This is a genomic window from Nocardia sp. CA-145437, assembly GCF_050956485.1.
In the GTDB taxonomy this organism is placed as follows: Bacteria; Actinomycetota; Actinomycetes; order Mycobacteriales; family Mycobacteriaceae; genus Nocardia.
The window spans coordinates 5,558,156-5,576,799 of the sequence record NZ_CP191204.1; the positions used below are offsets into that span (position 1 = coordinate 5,558,156).

General features: G+C 66.9%; 18 protein-coding genes. 14 read left to right on the forward strand and 4 right to left on the reverse strand.

Annotated elements, in window-relative coordinates:
* The first annotated feature begins 90 nt into the window (after positions 1-90).
* The 6 genes from ACQPYY_RS25850 (at position 91) to ACQPYY_RS25875 (ending at position 5,788) form a co-directional block, all read left to right on the forward strand.
* Positions 91-1,026: a metal-dependent hydrolase gene (locus ACQPYY_RS25850; protein WP_379094758.1), complete on the forward strand. Its 936-nt coding sequence runs from the start codon at positions 91-93 to the stop codon at positions 1,024-1,026.
* A complete protein-coding gene (locus ACQPYY_RS25855) occupies positions 1,026-2,168 on the forward strand; it encodes a hypothetical protein (RefSeq protein WP_433591310.1) in 1,143 nt (380 codons plus the stop codon). Before ACQPYY_RS25850 ends, ACQPYY_RS25855 begins: the two co-directional genes overlap by 1 nt.
* Before the next feature lie 55 nt (positions 2,169-2,223).
* Positions 2,224-2,571, forward strand: coding sequence for an acyl-CoA thioesterase domain-containing protein (locus ACQPYY_RS25860; protein WP_433591311.1), 348 nt, complete (start codon positions 2,224-2,226; stop codon positions 2,569-2,571).
* Positions 2,565-3,068 carry an acyl-CoA thioesterase gene (locus ACQPYY_RS25865; RefSeq protein ID WP_433594732.1) on the forward strand — a complete coding sequence of 168 codons (504 nt, stop codon included), beginning with the start codon at positions 2,565-2,567 and terminating at the stop codon, positions 3,066-3,068. Before ACQPYY_RS25860 ends, ACQPYY_RS25865 begins: the two co-directional genes overlap by 7 nt.
* A gap of 180 nt (positions 3,069-3,248) precedes the next feature.
* The gene (locus ACQPYY_RS25870; RefSeq protein WP_433591312.1) at positions 3,249-4,655 is read left to right on the forward strand and encodes a serine hydrolase domain-containing protein; all 1,407 of its coding nucleotides are present in this window, start codon (positions 3,249-3,251) and stop codon (positions 4,653-4,655) included.
* A 113-nt stretch (positions 4,656-4,768) separates the two neighbouring features.
* A complete protein-coding gene (locus tag ACQPYY_RS25875; RefSeq protein WP_433591313.1) occupies positions 4,769-5,788 on the forward strand; it encodes an AraC family transcriptional regulator in 1,020 nt (339 codons plus the stop codon).
* A 42-nt stretch (positions 5,789-5,830) separates the two neighbouring features.
* Here ACQPYY_RS25875 and ACQPYY_RS25880 read toward each other — a convergent pair whose 3' ends face one another.
* Both ACQPYY_RS25880 and ACQPYY_RS25885 read right to left on the reverse strand, forming a co-directional pair.
* Positions 5,831-6,817: an NAD-dependent epimerase/dehydratase family protein gene (locus tag ACQPYY_RS25880; RefSeq protein WP_433591314.1), complete on the reverse strand. Its 987-nt coding sequence runs from the start codon at positions 6,815-6,817 to the stop codon at positions 5,831-5,833.
* Positions 6,814-8,184, reverse strand: a complete 1,371-nt coding sequence (locus ACQPYY_RS25885; RefSeq protein WP_433591315.1) for a flavin-containing monooxygenase — start codon at positions 8,182-8,184, stop codon at positions 6,814-6,816. The genes ACQPYY_RS25880 and ACQPYY_RS25885 overlap by 4 nt, the downstream gene beginning before the upstream one ends.
* 187 nt (positions 8,185-8,371) lie before the next feature.
* Here ACQPYY_RS25885 and ACQPYY_RS25890 point away from each other — a divergent pair, with 187 nt between their 5' ends.
* A complete protein-coding gene (locus tag ACQPYY_RS25890; RefSeq protein WP_433591316.1) occupies positions 8,372-8,860 on the forward strand; it encodes a DUF420 domain-containing protein in 489 nt (162 codons plus the stop codon).
* Positions 8,861-8,871: 11 nt separating this feature from the next.
* On the opposite strand, the gene ACQPYY_RS25895 is transcribed toward ACQPYY_RS25890, so the two are convergent.
* Positions 8,872-9,681 (reverse strand): SAM-dependent methyltransferase, encoded by an 810-nt coding sequence (locus ACQPYY_RS25895; RefSeq protein WP_433591317.1) that lies wholly within the window; start codon positions 9,679-9,681, stop codon positions 8,872-8,874.
* A 275-nt stretch (positions 9,682-9,956) separates the two neighbouring features.
* On the opposite strand from ACQPYY_RS25895, the gene ACQPYY_RS25900 reads away from it, so the two are divergent.
* Entirely contained in the window at positions 9,957-10,763 is an 807-nt protein-coding gene (locus tag ACQPYY_RS25900) for an LLM class flavin-dependent oxidoreductase (RefSeq protein ID WP_433591318.1), read from the forward strand.
* A 157-nt stretch (positions 10,764-10,920) separates the two neighbouring features.
* Complete coding sequence (locus tag ACQPYY_RS25905; RefSeq protein WP_433591319.1) at positions 10,921-11,403, forward strand: hypothetical protein; 483 nt, start codon at positions 10,921-10,923, stop codon at positions 11,401-11,403.
* Between the two features lie 135 nt (positions 11,404-11,538).
* Here the strand turns inward: ACQPYY_RS25905 and ACQPYY_RS25910 are convergent, their stop codons facing one another.
* Positions 11,539-12,219: a pyridoxamine 5'-phosphate oxidase family protein gene (locus tag ACQPYY_RS25910; protein WP_433591320.1), complete on the reverse strand. Its 681-nt coding sequence runs from the start codon at positions 12,217-12,219 to the stop codon at positions 11,539-11,541.
* Positions 12,220-12,568: 349 nt separating this feature from the next.
* Here ACQPYY_RS25910 and ACQPYY_RS25915 point away from each other — a divergent pair, with 349 nt between their 5' ends.
* The 5 genes from ACQPYY_RS25915 (at position 12,569) to ACQPYY_RS25935 (ending at position 18,606) form a co-directional block, all read left to right on the forward strand.
* On the forward strand, positions 12,569-13,834 hold the full coding sequence (locus ACQPYY_RS25915; RefSeq protein ID WP_433591321.1) for a hypothetical protein: 1,266 nt from the start codon (positions 12,569-12,571) through the stop codon (positions 13,832-13,834).
* Complete coding sequence (locus ACQPYY_RS25920) at positions 13,831-15,015, forward strand: DUF4041 domain-containing protein (RefSeq protein WP_433591322.1); 1,185 nt, start codon at positions 13,831-13,833, stop codon at positions 15,013-15,015. The genes ACQPYY_RS25915 and ACQPYY_RS25920 overlap by 4 nt, the downstream gene beginning before the upstream one ends.
* A 98-nt stretch (positions 15,016-15,113) precedes the next feature.
* Complete coding sequence (locus ACQPYY_RS25925) at positions 15,114-16,361, forward strand: FAD-dependent monooxygenase (protein ID WP_433591323.1); 1,248 nt, start codon at positions 15,114-15,116, stop codon at positions 16,359-16,361.
* A complete protein-coding gene (locus ACQPYY_RS25930) occupies positions 16,362-17,057 on the forward strand; it encodes a TetR/AcrR family transcriptional regulator (protein ID WP_433591324.1) in 696 nt (231 codons plus the stop codon).
* Positions 17,058-17,181: 124 nt separating this feature from the next.
* The gene (locus ACQPYY_RS25935; protein WP_433591325.1) at positions 17,182-18,606 is read left to right on the forward strand and encodes a DUF1254 domain-containing protein; all 1,425 of its coding nucleotides are present in this window, start codon (positions 17,182-17,184) and stop codon (positions 18,604-18,606) included.
* Positions 18,607-18,644: the final 38 nt, after the last annotated feature.

Genomic DNA, 18,644 nt, shown 5'->3' on the forward strand with positions numbered 1-18,644 from the left:
CTGTGTATGTTTGTATGTTCACAGCGGCATCGGAGCGCGCGACCGGGCCACCGGACCCCAGCCCTTCCGGAAGACGAGGAATCGCCCGATATGACTGACCTGATTGTGCGGAAGCTGACTTTCGCGTTCGAACAACACGATGTGCCGTTCCTCTGGAATCCGGAGAACCCGGCCTTCTCCAGCATGGCCAACGCGGTGTCGTTCCTGGCCATCGGTTTCGAGAAGATGATCGTGCAGATGATCACCCAGGCGAAGTCGCAGTTCACCGACCCCGAGGTGGCCGAGGAAGCCGACGCCTTCATGCGGCAGGAGGGCCAGCATTCGACCGCGCACCGCCAGCATGTGCGCGGCCTGATCCGCGCCTACCCGGGCCTGCAGGAGACCCTCGACGAGGTGGTCGGCGAATTCGACAAGCTCACCGCCGAGAAGCCGCTGAAGTATCGCCTGGCCTACACCGCCGACCTGGAGGCCACCTTCACCTCGGTGTTCAAGCTGATGCTCGACAACGAGGCCTCGCTCTTCCGGCCCGGCGACGACCGCGTCGCGTCGCTGTTCATCTGGCATTTCGTCGAGGAGGTCGAGCACCGTAGTTCCGCGCTGATCATCTTCGATTCGCTGGTGGGCAGCGACCTCTACCGGATGCGGGTGGCGCCGTCGATCTTCCGGCACGTGCTGCGCATGGTGCGGATCGCGTGCGCCGGATTCAACAAGCATGTGCCGCTGGAGGAGCGGAAGATCGACGCCATGTCGATGTTCGCGACCTACCGCTATCAGCAGCTGCTGGGCAAGGTGGTGCCCAGCCTCGCGCTGCCCTACGCGGGTCCGGGCCCGCGCGCCTTCGACGATCTGCCGCTGGGTGAGCAGCTCGTCGCGCTGCGCGGGGTCATCCGCAGCCAGCTGCCCAAACACAATCCGGCGCACGAGACGACGCCCGCTCTGGCCGACGTGTGGTTCAAGCGCTACCAGGAGGGTTACGACGTGACCCGCTGGTATACCGCCGAGACGTCCGGGGCGGGAGCGAACTGATGGCCGAGCATTGCGCACCCACCTTCGCCGGGCTGGCGAAGTCGCTCGGCTTCTCCTGCGAGGAGGCGGGCGGGCTGTTCGAGCTGAGAAGCCCGCTGGCACTGGAGAACTGGACCCTGCCGGTCCTGGAGACGACGATCATCCTGGGCTCGATCCTCGCGCTGGTGTGGGCCGTCATCCGGCTGCGCCGCCACGGCGACCCGACCAATCTGGTGCTGTGGTTCGGCGCGACCGCGTACCTGTTCGTCATCGAGCCGCCGTTGTATTTCCCTGCCGCGTTCGGCATTTCGGGACACGTGGACACGATGTTCGCGCACAACGTGTTCACGGTGGACTTCCTGTGGGGCCGCCTGCCGCTCTACATCGTGGCGATCTACCCGTTCATGGCCACGATCGCCTACGAGATCGTGCGCATGCTGGGCGTTTTCCGCTACGGCGCGCTCGCGGGCGCGACCTGCGTCGGTTTCGTGCACCATGCGTTCTACGAGATCTTCGATCAGATCGGCCCGCAGCTGCGCTGGTGGGAGTGGACCACCGACAACCCGCTCAACCAGCCCATGTTCGATTCGGTGCCGCTGCCGAGCGTGGTGGTCTTCGCCGCCCTGTGGCCGATGTCGCTGGCGTTCTGCGTGTACCGGTTCGTGGGTCGCCGCGTGGATGCCGGTGAGCATTTCACCGGTCTCCAATTGACCTGGCGCACAGTGGTGATCGGTCTCGCGGCGTCCGCGGGCACCTTCATCCTCCCGCTTCCGGCCACGGTCCTCGGCGCCGGCAGCACCACCGTGCGCGGCGTCATCTACGCGCTCGAACTGATCGCGCTCTCGGTGGTGGCGGTCTGGCTGATGTATCGCCAGTGGTCGCGCCTGCGGCAGCCGGGCAGCACCGAACCGCGCTACGACAATGCCTTCGTCCGCGTCTACGCCACGCTCTACCTCGTCGTCTTCGCGGTCCTGTGGGCGACGGCCCTCCCGGACTTCTTCGACGCGAAGAACGGCGTCACCGAGAACGGCGACCCCATCGGCAACCTCTGGTACACCCTCGCCTGCTTCGCCGTCGGGATCCTGTCCGTCGCGGCGGTTTCCTTCCGCGGCGCGGCGCGATCCGGGGACGAGACTCCCGCGCTGATCGCGGAGCGGAGCTGATCCGGCGAGCGGGACCCGTGCGGATTTCCACGGCCGGGTGTGCAAACATTCGGCCATGGCTGGTGGTACCCACATGTGGCCGGTCGTCGACCTGACGGACCTGCTCGATGTTCTCGATCTGACCGAGGCCGGGCCCGGGAGGTTCCGGGCCCGCAACGTCACCTCGACGCTGCCGACGACCCTGGGCAGTCAGACGCTCGCCCAGGCCGTCATCGCGGCCGAGCGCACGGTGCCGCACATGGCCGTCCAGTCGCTGCACGGGGTGTTTCCGCGCGGCGGGTACGCGGATCGCGATGTCGAGGTGGAGGTCGAGACCGTTCAGTCCGGCCGGGCGCTGGCGACCGTCCAGGTGTCGTTCCGGCAGGAAGGGCGCGAACACGCGCGTGTGTGCTGGCCATGCTGAGCGTCGAGGAGCCCGATTTCCTCGCCCACAGTGCCCGCCTGCCCGAGGACGTTCCCGGTCCCGACGAGTGCGACGAACTGCCCTGCGCGCTGCTGCCCTGGGAGGTTCGCACGCTCGGCGGGGCCGATGCGCTCGCTCTCGAGCTGGCCGGGCCGCCGACCCTGGACGTGTGGATGCGCTGCGACAAGGCTCCGGACGAGCCCGGTCTCGCCCGCGCCCTGCTGGCCCACGGCAGCGAGGGCTTCCTGGGCCCGGTCGCCATGCGGCCCTATACGCAGTCCGAGATCGCGCGTCTCGGTGGTCGCGGGGCCGCCGCGATGCTCGCCCAGACGGTCACCTTCCACCGCCCGTTCAGCCTCCACGACTGGCTGCTCATGCGGTGCGAGAGCAACTTCGCGGGCAATGGCCGGATGCACGGCCGGATCCAGATCTTCACGCGGGCAGGCGATCTGGTGGCCACGGTGGACACCCAGGGCCTGATGCGCAGCGCCGCCTGAGCGCGGCTGTTCCGGCCGATGGGGGGCAAACCGGTCACTCACGGGTGTCCGGTCGGTCAAGGCGGTGAGTCCCGAGTCCACCGCCTCTACCTCTGGGTATGTTCTTGCGAAACCAGCCGGACACCCGCCGTTCAGTGTTCCCCAGGGGGACGGCGGGACTCAGAGGAGTTCCCCACCCGCATGCGCAGATCAGTTCGCAGCCAAGGCGATCGCGGTCGTTTGATTCGGTTCGGCGCGATCACGGCCACGACTACCGTGCTCGCCCTGGGCGGGCCGTTCCCGGCCGCGACGGCCGATCCCGCGCCGCAGCCGATCACCGACGCGACCGATCTGCTGGCGGCGATCCAGGGTGGCCGGTTGCTCGGGGTGCCGCCCTTGCGGGATGTGATCGCGGGCAGCGCCGCGAGCCTGTCGTCGCCCGAATTCTGGTCGAACTACGTGCGCGAGATCCTCGTCCACAACAAGGTGCTGCTGCCGCTCCCGATCGATGTGGTCAAACCCGATGTGGCCCTGCCGCACGCGCCGATCGCGGCCGGAGCCGCCGCCGCGCTGCCGCAAGCGCCCGTCGATCTGCTCGACGTGACCTACGAGTGGGCGGGCGGCACCAAGACGGTCGCCGATTTTCTCAATGACTCCGGCACCGACGTCATCGAATTCGCGCACCAGGGGTCCCTGGTCGCGCAATACTTCGCCAATGGCTGGTCCAATGACACCGCCCATCAGGCGTGGTCGACCACCAAGTCCTTCGTCTCGACCCTGGTCGGCATCGCCGTCGACCAGCACCTGATCGCCTCGCTGGACGATCCGATCGAGCGCTACATCCCCGAGCTCACCGGCACCGCCTGGCAGGGCGCGACCGTCCGGAATCTACTGGAGATGCGGTCGGGCATCCGGTGGGACGAGCACACCGAGGAGCTGTCGCAGAACACCCAGGTGACGCAGTGGATCGAGATGTCCCTGGACTACTACACCGAGGGCGGGTCGGGGAAGACCCGGGACGAGTTCCTGAAGTCGCTTCCGGCGGATCGGGCGCCCGGCGTCGCCTTCAACTACAGCAGCGCCGACACCCAGGTGCTGGCCTGGATGCTGGAGAGCGTCTACCACCAGCCGTTCAACCAGGTTCTCTCCGAACAGTTGTGGCGGCCCGCGGGCATGGAAGCGCCGGCCGACATCATGACCGACCGGACCGGCGCGGCCATCGCCTCCGAAGCCCTCTTCGCCCGGCCTCGCGACTTCGTGCGGCTCGGTGAGCTCCTGCGTACCGGCGGCCGCACGCCCGAGGGCCGGCAGGTGGTGTCCCCACAGTGGGTCACCGCCGCCACCACCGGCATGAAACCGGCCAGCGATGCCGGGGACGCCACCGTCGGAGGCTACGGCTTCCAGTGGTGGAGCGGCGCGACGCCGGATGGCTTCCAGGCCAACGGCTTCCAGGGCCAGTACATCACGGTCGCCCCGTCGGACTGCGTGACCGGCGTCCGGCTGGCGCACACTCTCCAGCTGAGTACGGACGGGGAGTTCGCGGGCCAGGGCAATGACGAATGGCATGCGCTGTACCGGGCGGTGCTGGCCCGGCTCGGCGGCTGTTGAGCCTCGCCGCGTTCGAGGGGTGACGACCGGTGTCCGCTGGTGTAAACGATCTCGCGAACCTAGATTGGACGTGTGACCAAGTTTGGCGTCCGTCGGCGCGAGGTCCGGACGGAGTGAGCACGAGGCTGGATCTGCCCACGATCCCCCCGTCGGTCCTGAGCGGGCTGGTCGAGATCGGCGCGCGGGAGGCGCGCGATGTCGGGCGGTGGTTCACGGGTACCGGTCTCACCGCGCCGGACGTGCTGACGGCGGACTCCATCAAGGTGTCCTTCCGGCAGGCCGTCACCGTCCTGCGGCGCGGCATCGCGGATATGCCCGGGCGGCCGCTCGGTATGCAGGTGGGCGGGCGGGACATCCTGCTGTCGATGGGCATGCTCGGGGTGGCCATGCGCTCGGCCGCCACCGTGGGCGAGGCCATGTCGATCGGGCTGGAACTGCACCAGGCATCGGGCAGCCTCATGGACATCGAACTGGAGCGCGACCAGCACCACGCGGCGCTGCGCCTGCACGAACGGTGGCCCGAACCGCAGCTGCTCAGCTTCCTGTGTGAGGAAATACTGTGCAGCACCATGATTTTCGTGCGGTCCGTGGTCGGGTCGGACTGGTCGCCCACCCGGGTGGAGCTGAGTTATGCCCCGCCGCCGTACGCCGGTCACTACGAGCGGTTCTTCCGCTGCCCGGTCGAGTTCTCGGCCGAGGCCAACCGGGCGGTCTTCCCCGCCGCGGACCTGGCCCTGCCCTTCGCCACGCACAGTGAGCCGACCCGGGTGATCGCGGTCGACGCGTGCCGTCGCCTGCTCGATATCGGGCGGCGGGAACCCGACGTGGTACTGATCGTCGAAACCCTGCTCGAGCAGAATCTGCGGCATCCCCTGACGATGTCCGAGGTCGCCGCGCGACTGCACGTCACCGAACGCACGCTGCGCCGCCAACTCGCCACCGCCGGTGAGAGTTTCAGCTCGGTCCGGGATCGGGTGCGGGAACGGCGCGCCACCTATCTGCTGCAGGATTCGGCGCTGCCGATCTCGGCGATCGCGCACCAGATCGGATACAGCGATATCCGCGAGTTCCGCCGCGCCTACATCCGCTGGACCGGATCCGCGCCCAGCGTGGCCCGCCGCACGCTCCCGTAGCCGGTCCGTATCCCGGACAAGGGATCCGGACCGGCTGAGCGGTCACAGCGGCAGGTGTTCCTCGTACCAGCGGGCGGCATCGAGGATCGCTTGGTCGATATCGCCCGGGTAGTAGCCGAGTTCGGCGATGGCGCGGACACTGCTGGTCGCCTGCGGCAGCGACAGGTAGCGGGCCAGACCGGGATCGAGTTCGGGAGCGGTCCGGGTGACCGTGGCGGTCAACTCCCCGAACAGTCCCGCCGCGCGCACGATCGAACCGGGCAGCGGCAGTGGCCTTTTCGCCGCCCCCACCAGTTCCGCCATACGGCTGAACACCTCGTGGTAGCTGTGGTTCGGCCCGGCGAGAATGTAGCTGCTGCCGCGGGTGCCGTCGTGTTCGAGCGCGGCGATCATGCCGCGCGCGACCGCCCGCACGTCACACCAGGACGTGGTTCCGGGCGGGCACGGATAGCGGCGGCCCTGTTGCAGCGCCCGGATGACCCGGCCGATCTGCAGGGTGTAGTCGTAGGGGCCGATCATGAAGCCCGGGTACACGATCACCGCGTCCAGTCCGCGTTCGATCCGGTGCCGGACCGCGATCTCACCGGCGAGTTTGGTGTCGGCGTAGTGATAGCCGATACCGGTGAACAGCTGGTCGCCGCCGTCCTCGGTGACGGGTCGGCCGTCGCGGTGATACCCCAGCACATCGGTGGTGCTGGTGTGCAGGAACCGTTTCACGCCGGACTCGAGTGCGGCATCCGCGAGCAGCGCCGGGACCACGGCATTGACCAGCCGCCGCCGTTCCGCCAGGCCGGACCAGGCGGAGGTGTCGCCCGCGACGTGGAAGACCCAGTCGTGGCCGTCGACCAGGCTCCGGGCCGCGCCGGGCGCGGTCAGGTCCGCGAGGCGGACGGTGATGGGAAGCTCTGCGAGCCAGCGGGTTTCCGAGCCCGGCATGCCGGACGCGGTCACCTGGTGACCGGCGCTCAGGAGTTCCCGGACCAGGTTCGCGCCCACGAATCCGGTCGCGCCGGTGACCAGGCACCTCATGACCGACCCTCCGACGCCGACCGCTCGGCCCGGATCGGTTCGAACTGGCCCGCGGTGAGGTTGCTCCAGCCGAATCGCTTGCGCAGCACCGCGAGATAGCCGTGATAGGCGTGGGCGTCGACATAGGCGCGATGCCGGGCCGAGGCCAGGAACTTGATGCCGCCGTTGAGTTTCGGCCGATCGCCGGCGATGAGTCCCTCGAACGCGGCCGCCCGGGCGGGATTGTGCTGCTGGTCGTGCAGGTACTGGGCGACGACATTGCTGATGTGGTCGAACAGCGTGTACGCGCTGGAGTTGATCTCGAGGTAGCCGAGGCCGAACAGGTTGCGGTGCTCGCGATTGAACACCGACAGGTACAGATCGGGTCGGCCCTCGGTCCAGTCGAAGTACTTCTCCGCGTACGGAATCGACCAGTCGTAGCCGGTAGCGTGGAGGATCAGGTCGATTTCCTCGCTGCTGCCGTCGGCGAACCGGACTCGGGAGCCTTCCAGCGCCGCGACATCGGGGCGGATGGCGACGTCACCGTGCTGCAGGTAATGAACCAGCTGACTGTTGAGCAGCGGATGCGACTCGAACAGTTTGTGATCCGGTTTCGGCAGACCGTATTTCGTCAGGTTTCCTTGGAGCAGCCGCAGCAGCGCCTGGAAGAACGGGCGTTCCAGCCACAGCGGCAATTGCGGTCCGCTATTGGCGATTTCGTCGCTGGGGATACCGAAGATGTGTTTCGGGATGACGTGATAACCGCGCCGGATGCTGACGAAGGCGGCCTCGGCGTTCGCGGCGGCGTCGCAGGCGATATCGGCGCCGGAGTTGCCCAGTCCGACGATCAGGACCCGCCGCCCGCGGAATTCGAGGGGACTGCGGTAGGTCGAGGAGTGCCGGATCTCGCCGTCGAACGAGCCCTGGTGTTCGGGCGAGCGCGGCTGCCAGGTCACGCCGGTCGCGCAGATGACCGCGGCGTACCGGCGCTCGGTGCCGTCGTCCAGCGTGACCAGCCAGCCGAGGCCGTCCTCGAGCACATCGACGACGGCGCAATCGAATCGGATCGCCTCGCGCAGGCCGTAAGCCGCGGCGAAGGAGCGCGTGTACTCCAGGATCTGCCGGTTACCCGGATAGTCCGGGTAGTGCTCCGGCATCGGAAAATCGAAGAATCCCGACGTCTTTCGCGACGAGATGAAATGCGCGGACTCGTACATCGGGGTGCCCGGGTTGTCGAGGTCCCAGATGCCGCCGACATCGGAATGCCGCTCGAACTGATCGTACGGGATCCCGAGGCGTTTCAACGCCCGAGCCGCGGACAATCCCGCCGGCCCGGCGCCGACGATACAAACCCGACCCGGCCCCTCGGCCGCTTGCGTTCCGAACATGAACCCTCCGTTCGATGGTGACGATAACGGCATCAAACAGCCGCCGGACCCCTGCTGACGAGGGGTGATGCGGCTGGAAAGGGGGGATAACCGGACACGCCGCGCGCGCTGCTACGCTCGCGGTCCGCGGATCTTCCCGACGCACCGTCGGTAAGTTTGTCTCCGCAGAGAGGTGAAGGCACCGACGATGAACAACTTCCCCGGAGTCGACGGTTTCCTCGGCACGAGAGCGTCGTGGGCGATGGACACCATGGTGCTGGTCATGGCGGCCGTGGTCGCCGTGCTGGCGTGGAGCGTCCACCAGGCCCGGGTCAATCGGAAATTCGGCCTGCACAAGGGAGTTCAGATCCTGCTGGCGGTCGGTCTGCTCGCCGCCGTGGTGCTCTTCGAGATGGATGTCCGCTTCAACGGCTGGCAGGAGCGGGCCGCGGGCGTCGTCGGCGGCACGGCCTCCACCGTGGTGTGGACCGCCCTGGCCATCCACCTGGCCTGCGCGGTGTTCTCGGTCGTCCTGTGGCCCGTGGTGATCATCCGCGCGGCCCGCAACTTCGATGCGCCCCCGCGCCCCGGCGCGCACAGCGCCTGGCATCGCCGCTGGGCGCCGATCGCCGCCATCGGCATGACGCTGACCGCCGTGACCAGCTGGATCTTCTACGGCCTGGCCTTCGTCGCGTAACCCGGTGCGGCTCAGACCTTCTTGCCGACAGCCCCGTACAGCGACACGTTCTTGTCGTGGCCGGGCGGGAATTCCTCGCCGGGGTTGCGCCACCGGTGGATGATCTCCACCCCCGGCTCCACCAGTTCCAACCCGTCGAACAGCCGCTCGACCGCGCCCCGGGTGCGCGGCTGCACCGGTATCCCGCGATCGATGTAGACCTGCAACAGCCGGGCCATCCCCTCGGGATCCTCGGGCCCGGCGTCGAAATCGGTCGTGACATGCGAGATCGCCAGATACGACCCCTTCGCCAGCGGCTCCATCAGGGTCCGCACGATCTCGAGCACGTCCCCCGGCACGAAATGCAGCACCGCCATCAGCGACACCGCGACAGGCTGCGAAAGGTCCAGCGTCTCCATCAGTTCCGGAGCGTGGAGAATCTCCTCCGGCTTGCCCGCGTCGGCCAGGACGAACGCCGTCCGTCCTTCCTCCGCACTCACCAGCAATGCCCGCGCGTGCGAGAACACCAACGGATCATTGTCGACGTAAACCACCCTCGACTCGGGCGCCAACCCCTGCGCCACCTGATGCAAATTCGGCTCGGTGGGTATCCCCGTCCCGATATCCAGGAACTGCCGAACCCCCTCCCCCGCCAGATACCGGGTAGCGGTCCGCATGAACTCCCGATTGGTCTGCGCGGTCACCCGAACAGCCGGAAACTCCGCCAGCGCCTTGTCCCCCGCCTCTCGATCGGCCTCGTAATTGTCCTTCCCCCCGAGGAAGTAGTCATACATCCGAGCCGAATGCGGCACATCAGTACGTAGCTCACGCGAACTCGCCACAACGGCCCCCTACGACCCGTATCCGAAAACCCGTCCCCCGCCTGTATACCGCAGCGCCATGAGTCGCACCCCCGGATCGGGCAAGAGCTCGAACCGCACAACCCACCCGAAACGCCCCGCCCGCAAGGGCATCCCGCTTCCCCGGCATTCACCACCGCGCGCCGGGAATTGCGCGCTTCGGATATAGATCTGAGCGAATCACGCATTGGAACGCTCGCGGCAAGGTCATACCGTTGAGCCACGTACCAACCGCACAGGAAAGTGGAGGCCCTCCGGTGGCTATTCAGATCGGCGTATTCCTGCCCACGTCGGGACCGCACAGCGCGGCGTCGGGGCCACGCGAGGTCCGGGAGAGTGCGCGGGTGGCGGAGGCCGCGGGGCTCGAATCCCTGTGGGCCACAGATCACCTCGTCGCCAGTCAGCCGATGCTCGACAGTACCGTCGCGCTCAGCACGGCGGCGGCGGTGACCGATCGGATCCGGGTCGGGTTCGGCGCGATGTTGTTGGCGATGCGGCCGGTTGCGTGGGCGGCCAAGGAGATCGCCACCTTGCAGCAGGTGTCGGAGGGTCGGCTGCTGGTGGGAGTCGGGACCGGCAACCCGGCACACGGAGATGTCGGGTGGCGGGCGGCGGGAGTGCCGTTCGCGGAAAGGGGGGTTCGCACCGATCGGGCGCTGGCGGTGCTACCGCGGCTGGTCGCCGGCGAGCGGACGACGCTGGACGACGGGCTCGATGTCGCGCTGTCGCCGGGTGCGCCGGTGCCGCCGATCCTGGTCGCGGGCAATAGCGCTCGGGCCCGGCGCCGGGCCGCCGTGCACGGGGATTCCTGGATGCCGATCAACCCGGGCCTCGACGATCTGCCCGGCTTGCTGACCGACCTGAAGCAGCTCGCTGAGCAGTATGGGCGGCAGACCCCCGCGGTGACCGTCGTCGCCCCGGCGCTCTCCGCGGAGCCTCGTGCGGCCGCGGACGAGTTGGTCGCCTACGAGGCCGCCGGTGTCGAGCGGGTCGTGCTGGCTCCGACCGGCCCGGATTGGCGAAACGACTACGCCTTCGCCGCCGGCGTACGCGCCGCCCAGTAGCCGGGGTGCCCGAGCAGCTCGCCGCGTCGAATACACAGATGCCGCTGCGCTCGCGGCTGTCGGCTGCGCCGATCCCATCATCATGCGGTCACGCGGCCGATGTCTATGCACGCAGAAATCACTCGATGCACGCACGAATCAACCATGAGGAGGTTCAGTGACGAATGACGTGACTCGCCGGGCTGCCGGTGTCGTCGGCAGGCTGGGTTTCGCGGGTGTGATGGCAGGTGCGCTGCTGCTGGAGCAGCAGGCCGTCGCGCAGGCCGCGGAGACGACCACGTTTCAGCTCCCCTTGATGGAGGTTTCCCAATCATGGGGCGTCCCGGCATATTTCACGATCTTCATGACGGCCACCGTCGGCGACGAGCCGGGAGTCACCAGCTTCGGTGTCGCCAACCCGCCGGCGTACGACGGTGACCACGTTCTCGACTCGGCCGTCCGAATCCGGTGGGTGAATCTGTCCACCGGCGCCACCGGCATGATCGACATGCCGGTCCGGGAAACCGCGGCGCAGCCCTGCACCTGCGCCCCGGCGTCGGTACCGGTGCGCACCGGAGCCGGCCGGATCGTCGCCCTGGCGACCGCCGACGGCATTGCGGCGAACGTGTCCTCGGGGCTCGGCACCTTCATGGCACCTTGATCTCGGACTCGGGAGCGCCACGCAGGCGATACTGAACACCGGCTGAGCGCGAAATAGCCACGGTAGCCGTCGGTTTGGGCATGCACGGAGTCCCGCGAAGCCCAGACCGGCGGCTGCCGCCAGTCGATAGCCGTCTCAGCTCGTCGTCCCCGCCGCCCGCAGGGCCGCGTTCTCCCGCTCCAGATCGGCGATCCGCTCCCGCAGATCGGCCACCGCCTCCAGCACCTCCTCCCGCGGATACAGCTCCGGAATATGCTGACTGCAGTTCCAATCGAACGCCTCGACCTCGATCAGCACCGCCCGCTCGACCTGCGCCTTGTACCCCGGAACCGTCAGCGAGGCAACAAGTTCCGGCTGCTCCGCAGCCTCCACCACCCGCGCCCGCCCGAAGATCTTCAACCGGGTCCGGGCCGCGTAGTCCATCAGGAACAACGCCACCCGACCGTCATGGTCGAGATTCCCCCGGCTGATGTACTGCTTGTTCCCCCGAAAGTCCGCGAACCCCAACGTCCGCGAATCGACCACCTTCAAGAACCCCCGAGCCCCACCCCGATGCTGAATGTACGGCCACCCCGTCTCACTCACCGTCGACAGATAGAAACTGTCCCGCTCCCCGATGAACCACGCCTCGTTCTCCCCCAGCCGATCCGCCACCTCCGGCACCGCCGCCATCCGCTCATACCCCCGCAAACTCCCCTGCGCCGCCTGATGAGCCCGAACCGCATCGGTGAACGCAACCTGCGCATAATGCCCGGTCATCCCCCAACCTCCCTCTCGATCGGCCCACGCGAGATGCAGCCTTCTAACCGTTAACACTGGCTTGAACAGTTAAAAGCTCGGATTGATTCCCTACGCCCTGACCAAATACGAACTCAGCGGCCGATCCCCCAGCTACCCAGCGACGAATCAACCAGCCTGCGCGCGGAAACGAGCGATCGGGCAGGCGTACCGCGATGGGATCGCGTCCCCTGCCGATCAGATCAGCACGCCGGCAAGGAATTCAGCGTGACGAACGCCCCCGACCAGTGTCGACGGCCCCTGGACCCGAGATCCGGCGTGTCCGGGCCGGGTGTCTGTAACGGAGCCGACCCAGTCGCGACAGGGAGTGCAGGCCGTGGTTCTGCGGCCGGATCTGTGAATATGGCCGGAAATGGGGTGGAGCTGGGTGACGCGGCGTCGGGGGTTCTTCGCTGAATTGCAGCATCAGCAGCGGCTTGCGCAACAGCGGCAAGCGCAGATGCAGCGGGCTGCGACACGTGCACACAACGAGGCCGTCCGGGAGGCGCAGCGCTTCGCGCGCGAACAAGAGCGTGCAGCTGCAGCTGCCATGCGCGCTTCGGCCGCTGAACGCGCATCCGCGGAGCGCGCGGCCAAACTGGCCCACATCGCGGCGCGAGAGGCGGAGGTCGAGGAGAGGAATGCACAGCTCGCCGTCTCCTACGACGAGATCAACAATCTCCTCAACGCCACTCTCGAGGTTGATGACTGGGTCGATCTGGAATTGCTCCGCGAACACTCCGCGGAACTCCCGCTCAACCGGCCTGAGCTACTTACGCCGACTCGGCCTCCCGCCTACCAAGTGCCCCCTGATCGCCCGGTCTTCGTGCCGCCCCCGCCACCGTCGGGCCTCAGCGGCACACTCGGCGGCAATCGCAGACATGCCGCCCAGATGGAGTCGGCGCAACAGGAGTACCTGAATCGCGTTCAGCATTGGCAGCTGGCGCTGTCTCATACCTGCGCGATGAACGCAGAGCTGCGCGATCGATGGCGGCAGCAGGAGTCAGCGAGGAAGGCAGCGCTGGCCGACGCGAAACATGAACTGGACGAAGCGAATGCGGAACGTCGACGCCAGACTGAGGAGTCGAATGCTCGTTTGGACAGTCTGATCATCGGGTTGCGGGAGCGCCGACCCGATGCGATGGATGAATACGTGTCGATCGTCATGGCGAACTCGATCTATCCAGAAGCGTTCGAGGTGTCGTACGAGCACTCCTTCGACGCGGGCGACCACGAACTGCACATCAGCGTGTTGGCGCCGCACCCCGACACCTTCCCGACGATTAAGGCGTTTCGCTACAACAAGACCAGCGACGAGATCACCTCCACCTCGGTGCCGGCGACCGAAACGAAACGGCGTTACGCGTCAGCGATCGCACAGACCGCGTTGCGAACGGCGCACGAAGTGTTCGAAGCCGACCGGGAGAAGGTCATCGACAGCATCGCGCTCACTGTCGCAGTCAATACCGTCGACAGCGCGACAGGCCACGACGTCCGCATCGACCTCGTTCGGTTGGCGACTGATCGCGCGGATTTCCTTCCACTGGAACTCTCCAGGGTGGAGCCCAGCGCCACGCTGGATTACCTGGCGGCCGCGGTGTCGAAGAACCCTTACGGACTGGTTCCCTTGGCAAACCATGGAGTACGGGGATGAGCGACCAGCAAGAAGTGATCGTGGGATTGCGAAAGATGTTGGTCGTCAAGGAACGTGAATCCGCCGACCTGCAAGACCGGATCCAGCAGCTCACCGCGCAACTCCAGTCCCGCGCGATTGCCGCTCTCGAGCCTCCGGCACCGGCTGATCCCCGACTCATCACAGTCGACGACGCCCTGGTGCTTCAGGAGGTGGGGATCTACGAGTATCACCACCCTTTGGAGAACGCCGAGAACTACAAGCAGGCCCTCGCCCAGCTCCGCGCCGATGTACGGGAGGCCGTGAAAGGCAGCGAGGCTATCGTAGTGGCCAAGAAGTTCAGCTTCAACAATTCCCTGGCGGAAGGCCGCCGGTTGACCTCGGACCTGGCCAAGCTCATGTTGCGCGCCTACAACGCTGAGGCAGAGAACTGCGTCCGCACCATGCGCGCCGGCAACCTGGACACCGCCAAGCGACGGCTCGACAAGGCCGCCAAGGACATCGAAAAACTCGGTGCGGCAATGCAGATGCGAGTGTCATCCAGCTATCACACGATGCGCACCAAGGAACTCGAGCTCACCGCCGACTACATGATGAAGGTACAGGAGGAACGCGAGATCGCTCGTGAGGAACGCGAGCGACTGCGCGAGGAACGCAAGGTCGAACAAGAGCTCGCCGCCGAACGCGAGCGACTCGACAAGGAACAAGCTCACTACCGTGCCGTGCTGCAGCGACTCAGCGATACCGGACAGGACACGAGCGAAATCGAAGAGCAGCTGGAACGCATCGCCGACGCCATCGCACAGAACGACTTTCGCGCAGCGAATATCCGCGCAGGCTATGTCTACGTCATCTCCAACATCGGCGCCTTCGGCCCGGGCGTGGTCAAGATTGGTTTGACACGCCGACTCGAACCACTCGACCGAGTACGCGAACTCGGCGGTGCCTCCGTGCCGTTCCCATTCGACGTCCACGCGGTCTACTTCTCGGACGACGCGGTCACCCTCGAAAACGAACTCCACAGAGAGTTCGGCCGGCAACGGCTCAACCACGCCAACCCTCGTCGAGAGTTCTTCTTCGCCACCCCTGAGGAAGTACGGCAAGTACTCGCGAAGAAGGTCGGAAATCTCCTCGACTACAACGATTCCCCCGAGGCCACACAGTACTTCCAGTCGAAGGGCTACTGGCCGGCGTCACGGTGAACCTGCCCGGACCGGGCATCCGACTGGCTCGGGAACATTTGTCCTATATCCGGAGTGGTGGGCGGCGGATAGTGGAACTCGTTCACAAGGAGGGCTTCGTGCGGATTCTCGTTTCAGGGGCCGGCATCGCGGGGCCGGTGTTGGCGTATTGGCTGAACAGGCATGGGTTTTCGGTCACCGTGGTGGAGCGGGCGGTGACGTCGCGCAAGACCGGGGGGCATGCGGTGGATCTGTTCCGGCCTGCGATGGAGATCTCGGAGAGGATGGGGGTGCTGGAACGGATCGAGGAGTGCGCTACCGGGACTGCGCGGTTGACCTTGCGGCCGGAAAGGTCGTCGCGGGCGGTTCAGGTGGACCTCGGCAAGATCTTCAGCGCCGCCTCCGACCGGCATGTCGAGATCATGCGGGATGACCTGAGCGAGATCTATTACGACGCAACGCGTGACGATGTGGAGTACCTGTTCGGGGACTCGATCACCGGGCTCTCGCCGGACGGCGGGGTTCGGTTCGAGCATGCGGCTCCGCGCCGGTTCGACCTCGTCATCGGCGCGGACGGACTGCACTCCACGGTCCGGCGGCTCGTTTTCGGCGACCGACCCGGTTCCAGCACCTTCATCGGGGCCTACCTCGGCGTTCTGACCTTGCGCGATGCCGCCGCGCTGGATCGTGAGCTGCTCATTCATGTCGGCGTCGGCCGGACCGCGGGGATGTACGGCACCCGACATTGCGGCGAGGCACGGGCATTGTTTCTGTTCCACAGTGAGCGGGAACTCGACTACCACTACCGTGATATGCCACGGCAGAAGGAACTGCTGCGCAACGCCTTCCAGGACATGCATCCGGACGTGGACCACTGGCTGACCGAACTCGACACCACACCGGCCTTCTACTTCGACTCGATCACCCAACTCCACCTGGACACCTGGTCGCGCGGAAGGGTGACGCTGGTCGGCGACGCGGGCTACTGCCCCGGCCCGGCGGTGGGCGGCAGCACCACCCTGGCAGTTGTCGGCGCCTACGTTCTCGCGGGCGAACTGGCTCGAGCGCGCAGCGACCACGAACGCGCTTTCGCCGCTTACGAACGCGTGATGACACCCCACATCCAGGGCAGCCGAGCAGCCGCGCTCAGCGTCGCGAAAACCCTCATCCCCGCATCCCGCCTCGGCATCACCGGACTGACCCAAGGCGCCCGCCTGATCGCGGCCCTGCCCACCCGCCCCCGCCGAGCCCTCCTACGGCTCGCCGGCCAGACCGGCCGCCTCTACAACTCCATGACCATCGACGACTACGGTCCATCGATCCCGTCAGGGCGGCCGGCCCGCTCCGGTGATCACTACGATGGCTGAATGTCCCAAGGCCCTTCCACCCGGCAGCTTCTGGCCGACACGGCATTGCGGATGTTCGCCGAGCGCGGCATCGACGCGGTCTCCCTGCGGGAGCTGACCGCCGCCGCGGGCCAGCGCAACAAGACAGCCGCGCAATACCATTTCGGCAGTAGGGAACAGCTGGTTCGCGAGCTGTTCGAGCAGCACACCGGCCAGGTGAATCAGCGGCGCTGGGAGCTGCTCGGCGCTCTCGGTGAGGGGGCCGAGACCCGCGAACTCACCGACGCCCTGATCCGGCCCCTCGCCGAGAAGGCTGCTCAACCCGAGGGCTACTACCTTCGTTTCCTGGCCCAGGTGTCGACCCCGCCGTGGATCCACACCCTTGCCAGTGCCGATCCCGCTGTCACCAGCAGTGTGCGGGCCGTGCTGGCGGCGTTGGCGGATCGCCTCGCACACCTTCCCCTGCCGATCCTGCGTACCCGCCTGTCGCTGAGCATGATGCTCGCGGTCCGAGCCCTTGCCGGGTTCGAGCACGCCGGACCGGCGGACGGCACCCGCAGCGCACTGTTCACCGTCAACATCATCGACGCCACCATCGGCATGCTCACCGCGCCGGTTTCGGAGGCCGCCGACGCCCTCCTCGCCGAGCTGCCCGGCACGACACCCGAGCCCGATTGGCCGTGGCCCTTCCTGATCGGCGCCGCCAGCGGAGAGTGACCGCATCCCCTGCTCGACCGAGCTGTCAAGACCGTGGCCCGTACAGCAGTTCCGCCGTTGACGACCACCCGAGTTAAGTCATATGCCTTAAGGCGCTCGACTTAACCTCTCAGGAGTGGTCCACATGAGAATCATCAGAGGCCGCAGGGCCGTCATCTCGCTGGTCGCACGCGGCTTGGCGGGTGCGCTCGCCGCCGCCACACTCGCGACCCTCGCCGCGCCCGCGGGCGCCGACGAACCCGACGCGAACGGTCCCGAACCGCATCGGGAAACCACCATCCGCGAGGCCTACGACTACGCGTTCCCCCTCTACTTCCTGTCGAAGCTGCGATGGAACGCGCTCGAGACCACCGGCGGACGCACCAGCACCACGCTCAACCATTACGCGCACTCGCGGTCGGTGGCGGGACCGAACGACACCTGGGCCAACGCACCGCTGGTCGACGCGCTCTACTCGACGGCGTGGATCGATCTCGCCGCGGGACCGGTCTTCCTCGATACGCCCGACACCGGCAGCCGGTATTACGCACTGACCCTCATCGACTTCTACTCCAACACCTTCTATTACGGCGGAACCCGGGCGACCGGCACCGCGGCGAAGCGTGTCCTCCTGGTCGGCCCGAAGTGGAACGGTCAAGCGCCCGAAGGGGTCTCGGTGGTGCGTTCGTCCACCAACGACGTCTACGTCAACCTCCGCGTTCAGACGACCGGGCCCGACGACCAGGCCGCGGTCAACGCCGTCCAGGACGGATTCACCATCACACCGGCACCGGGGTATTCGGCCGGCGCCTCGGTCCGCCGGGTCGCGCCTGGCACGGGCCCGGAGAACTACCTCGCCGTGGTCAACCAGATGCTGGAACTGAATCCGCCACCGAGCTACGACGATTCCCTGATCAAGAAGTTCCGCAAGGTCGGAATCTGTGGTGCGGATTGCACTTTCGACAAGATCCCGAAGCCGACCCAACAGGCGTGGCAGGAGCTCTATCCCACGTTGGGCAACTACATGGCCCAATATGCCGCCCAGACCGCCAAAGCCAAAGGCTGGGTCGACTACAGCCCGCCCGGATCCCTACTTGGCACCACCGAACAACGCGACTACGCCTTGCGCGCCAGCTCATTGGGCAGCGGAACGGGCATGCTCGGCCTGCGCCGCGAGGAAGCCAACTACTGGATCACGTTCACCGACAGCTCCGGCAACTACATGACCGGTGACCGCGCCTACACCCTGCGCCTGCCCTCCGGCGGCATCCCGTCCAAGGCGTTCTGGTCGGTCACCCTTTACGAGGTCCAGCAGAACGGCCAGTTCCTCACCAAGAACCCGATCAACCGCTACCACATCGCGAACAACACTCCCGGCTTGGTCACCCATCCCGACGGTAGCTTCGACATCCGTATCCAAGCCACCGAACCCGCCGCCGACAAGCAGCCGAACTGGCTCCCCGGCCCCGGCCCCGGCCACGCCTTCATCCTGTTCGCCCGCGCCTACATCCCCGGATCCTCCGTGCTGGCAGGTGAATTCACCATGCCGCCGGTCACCGTGACCGACTAGTCCGCGCCCTCGGCCGGGGTGCCCGCCGAAGCCCGGCG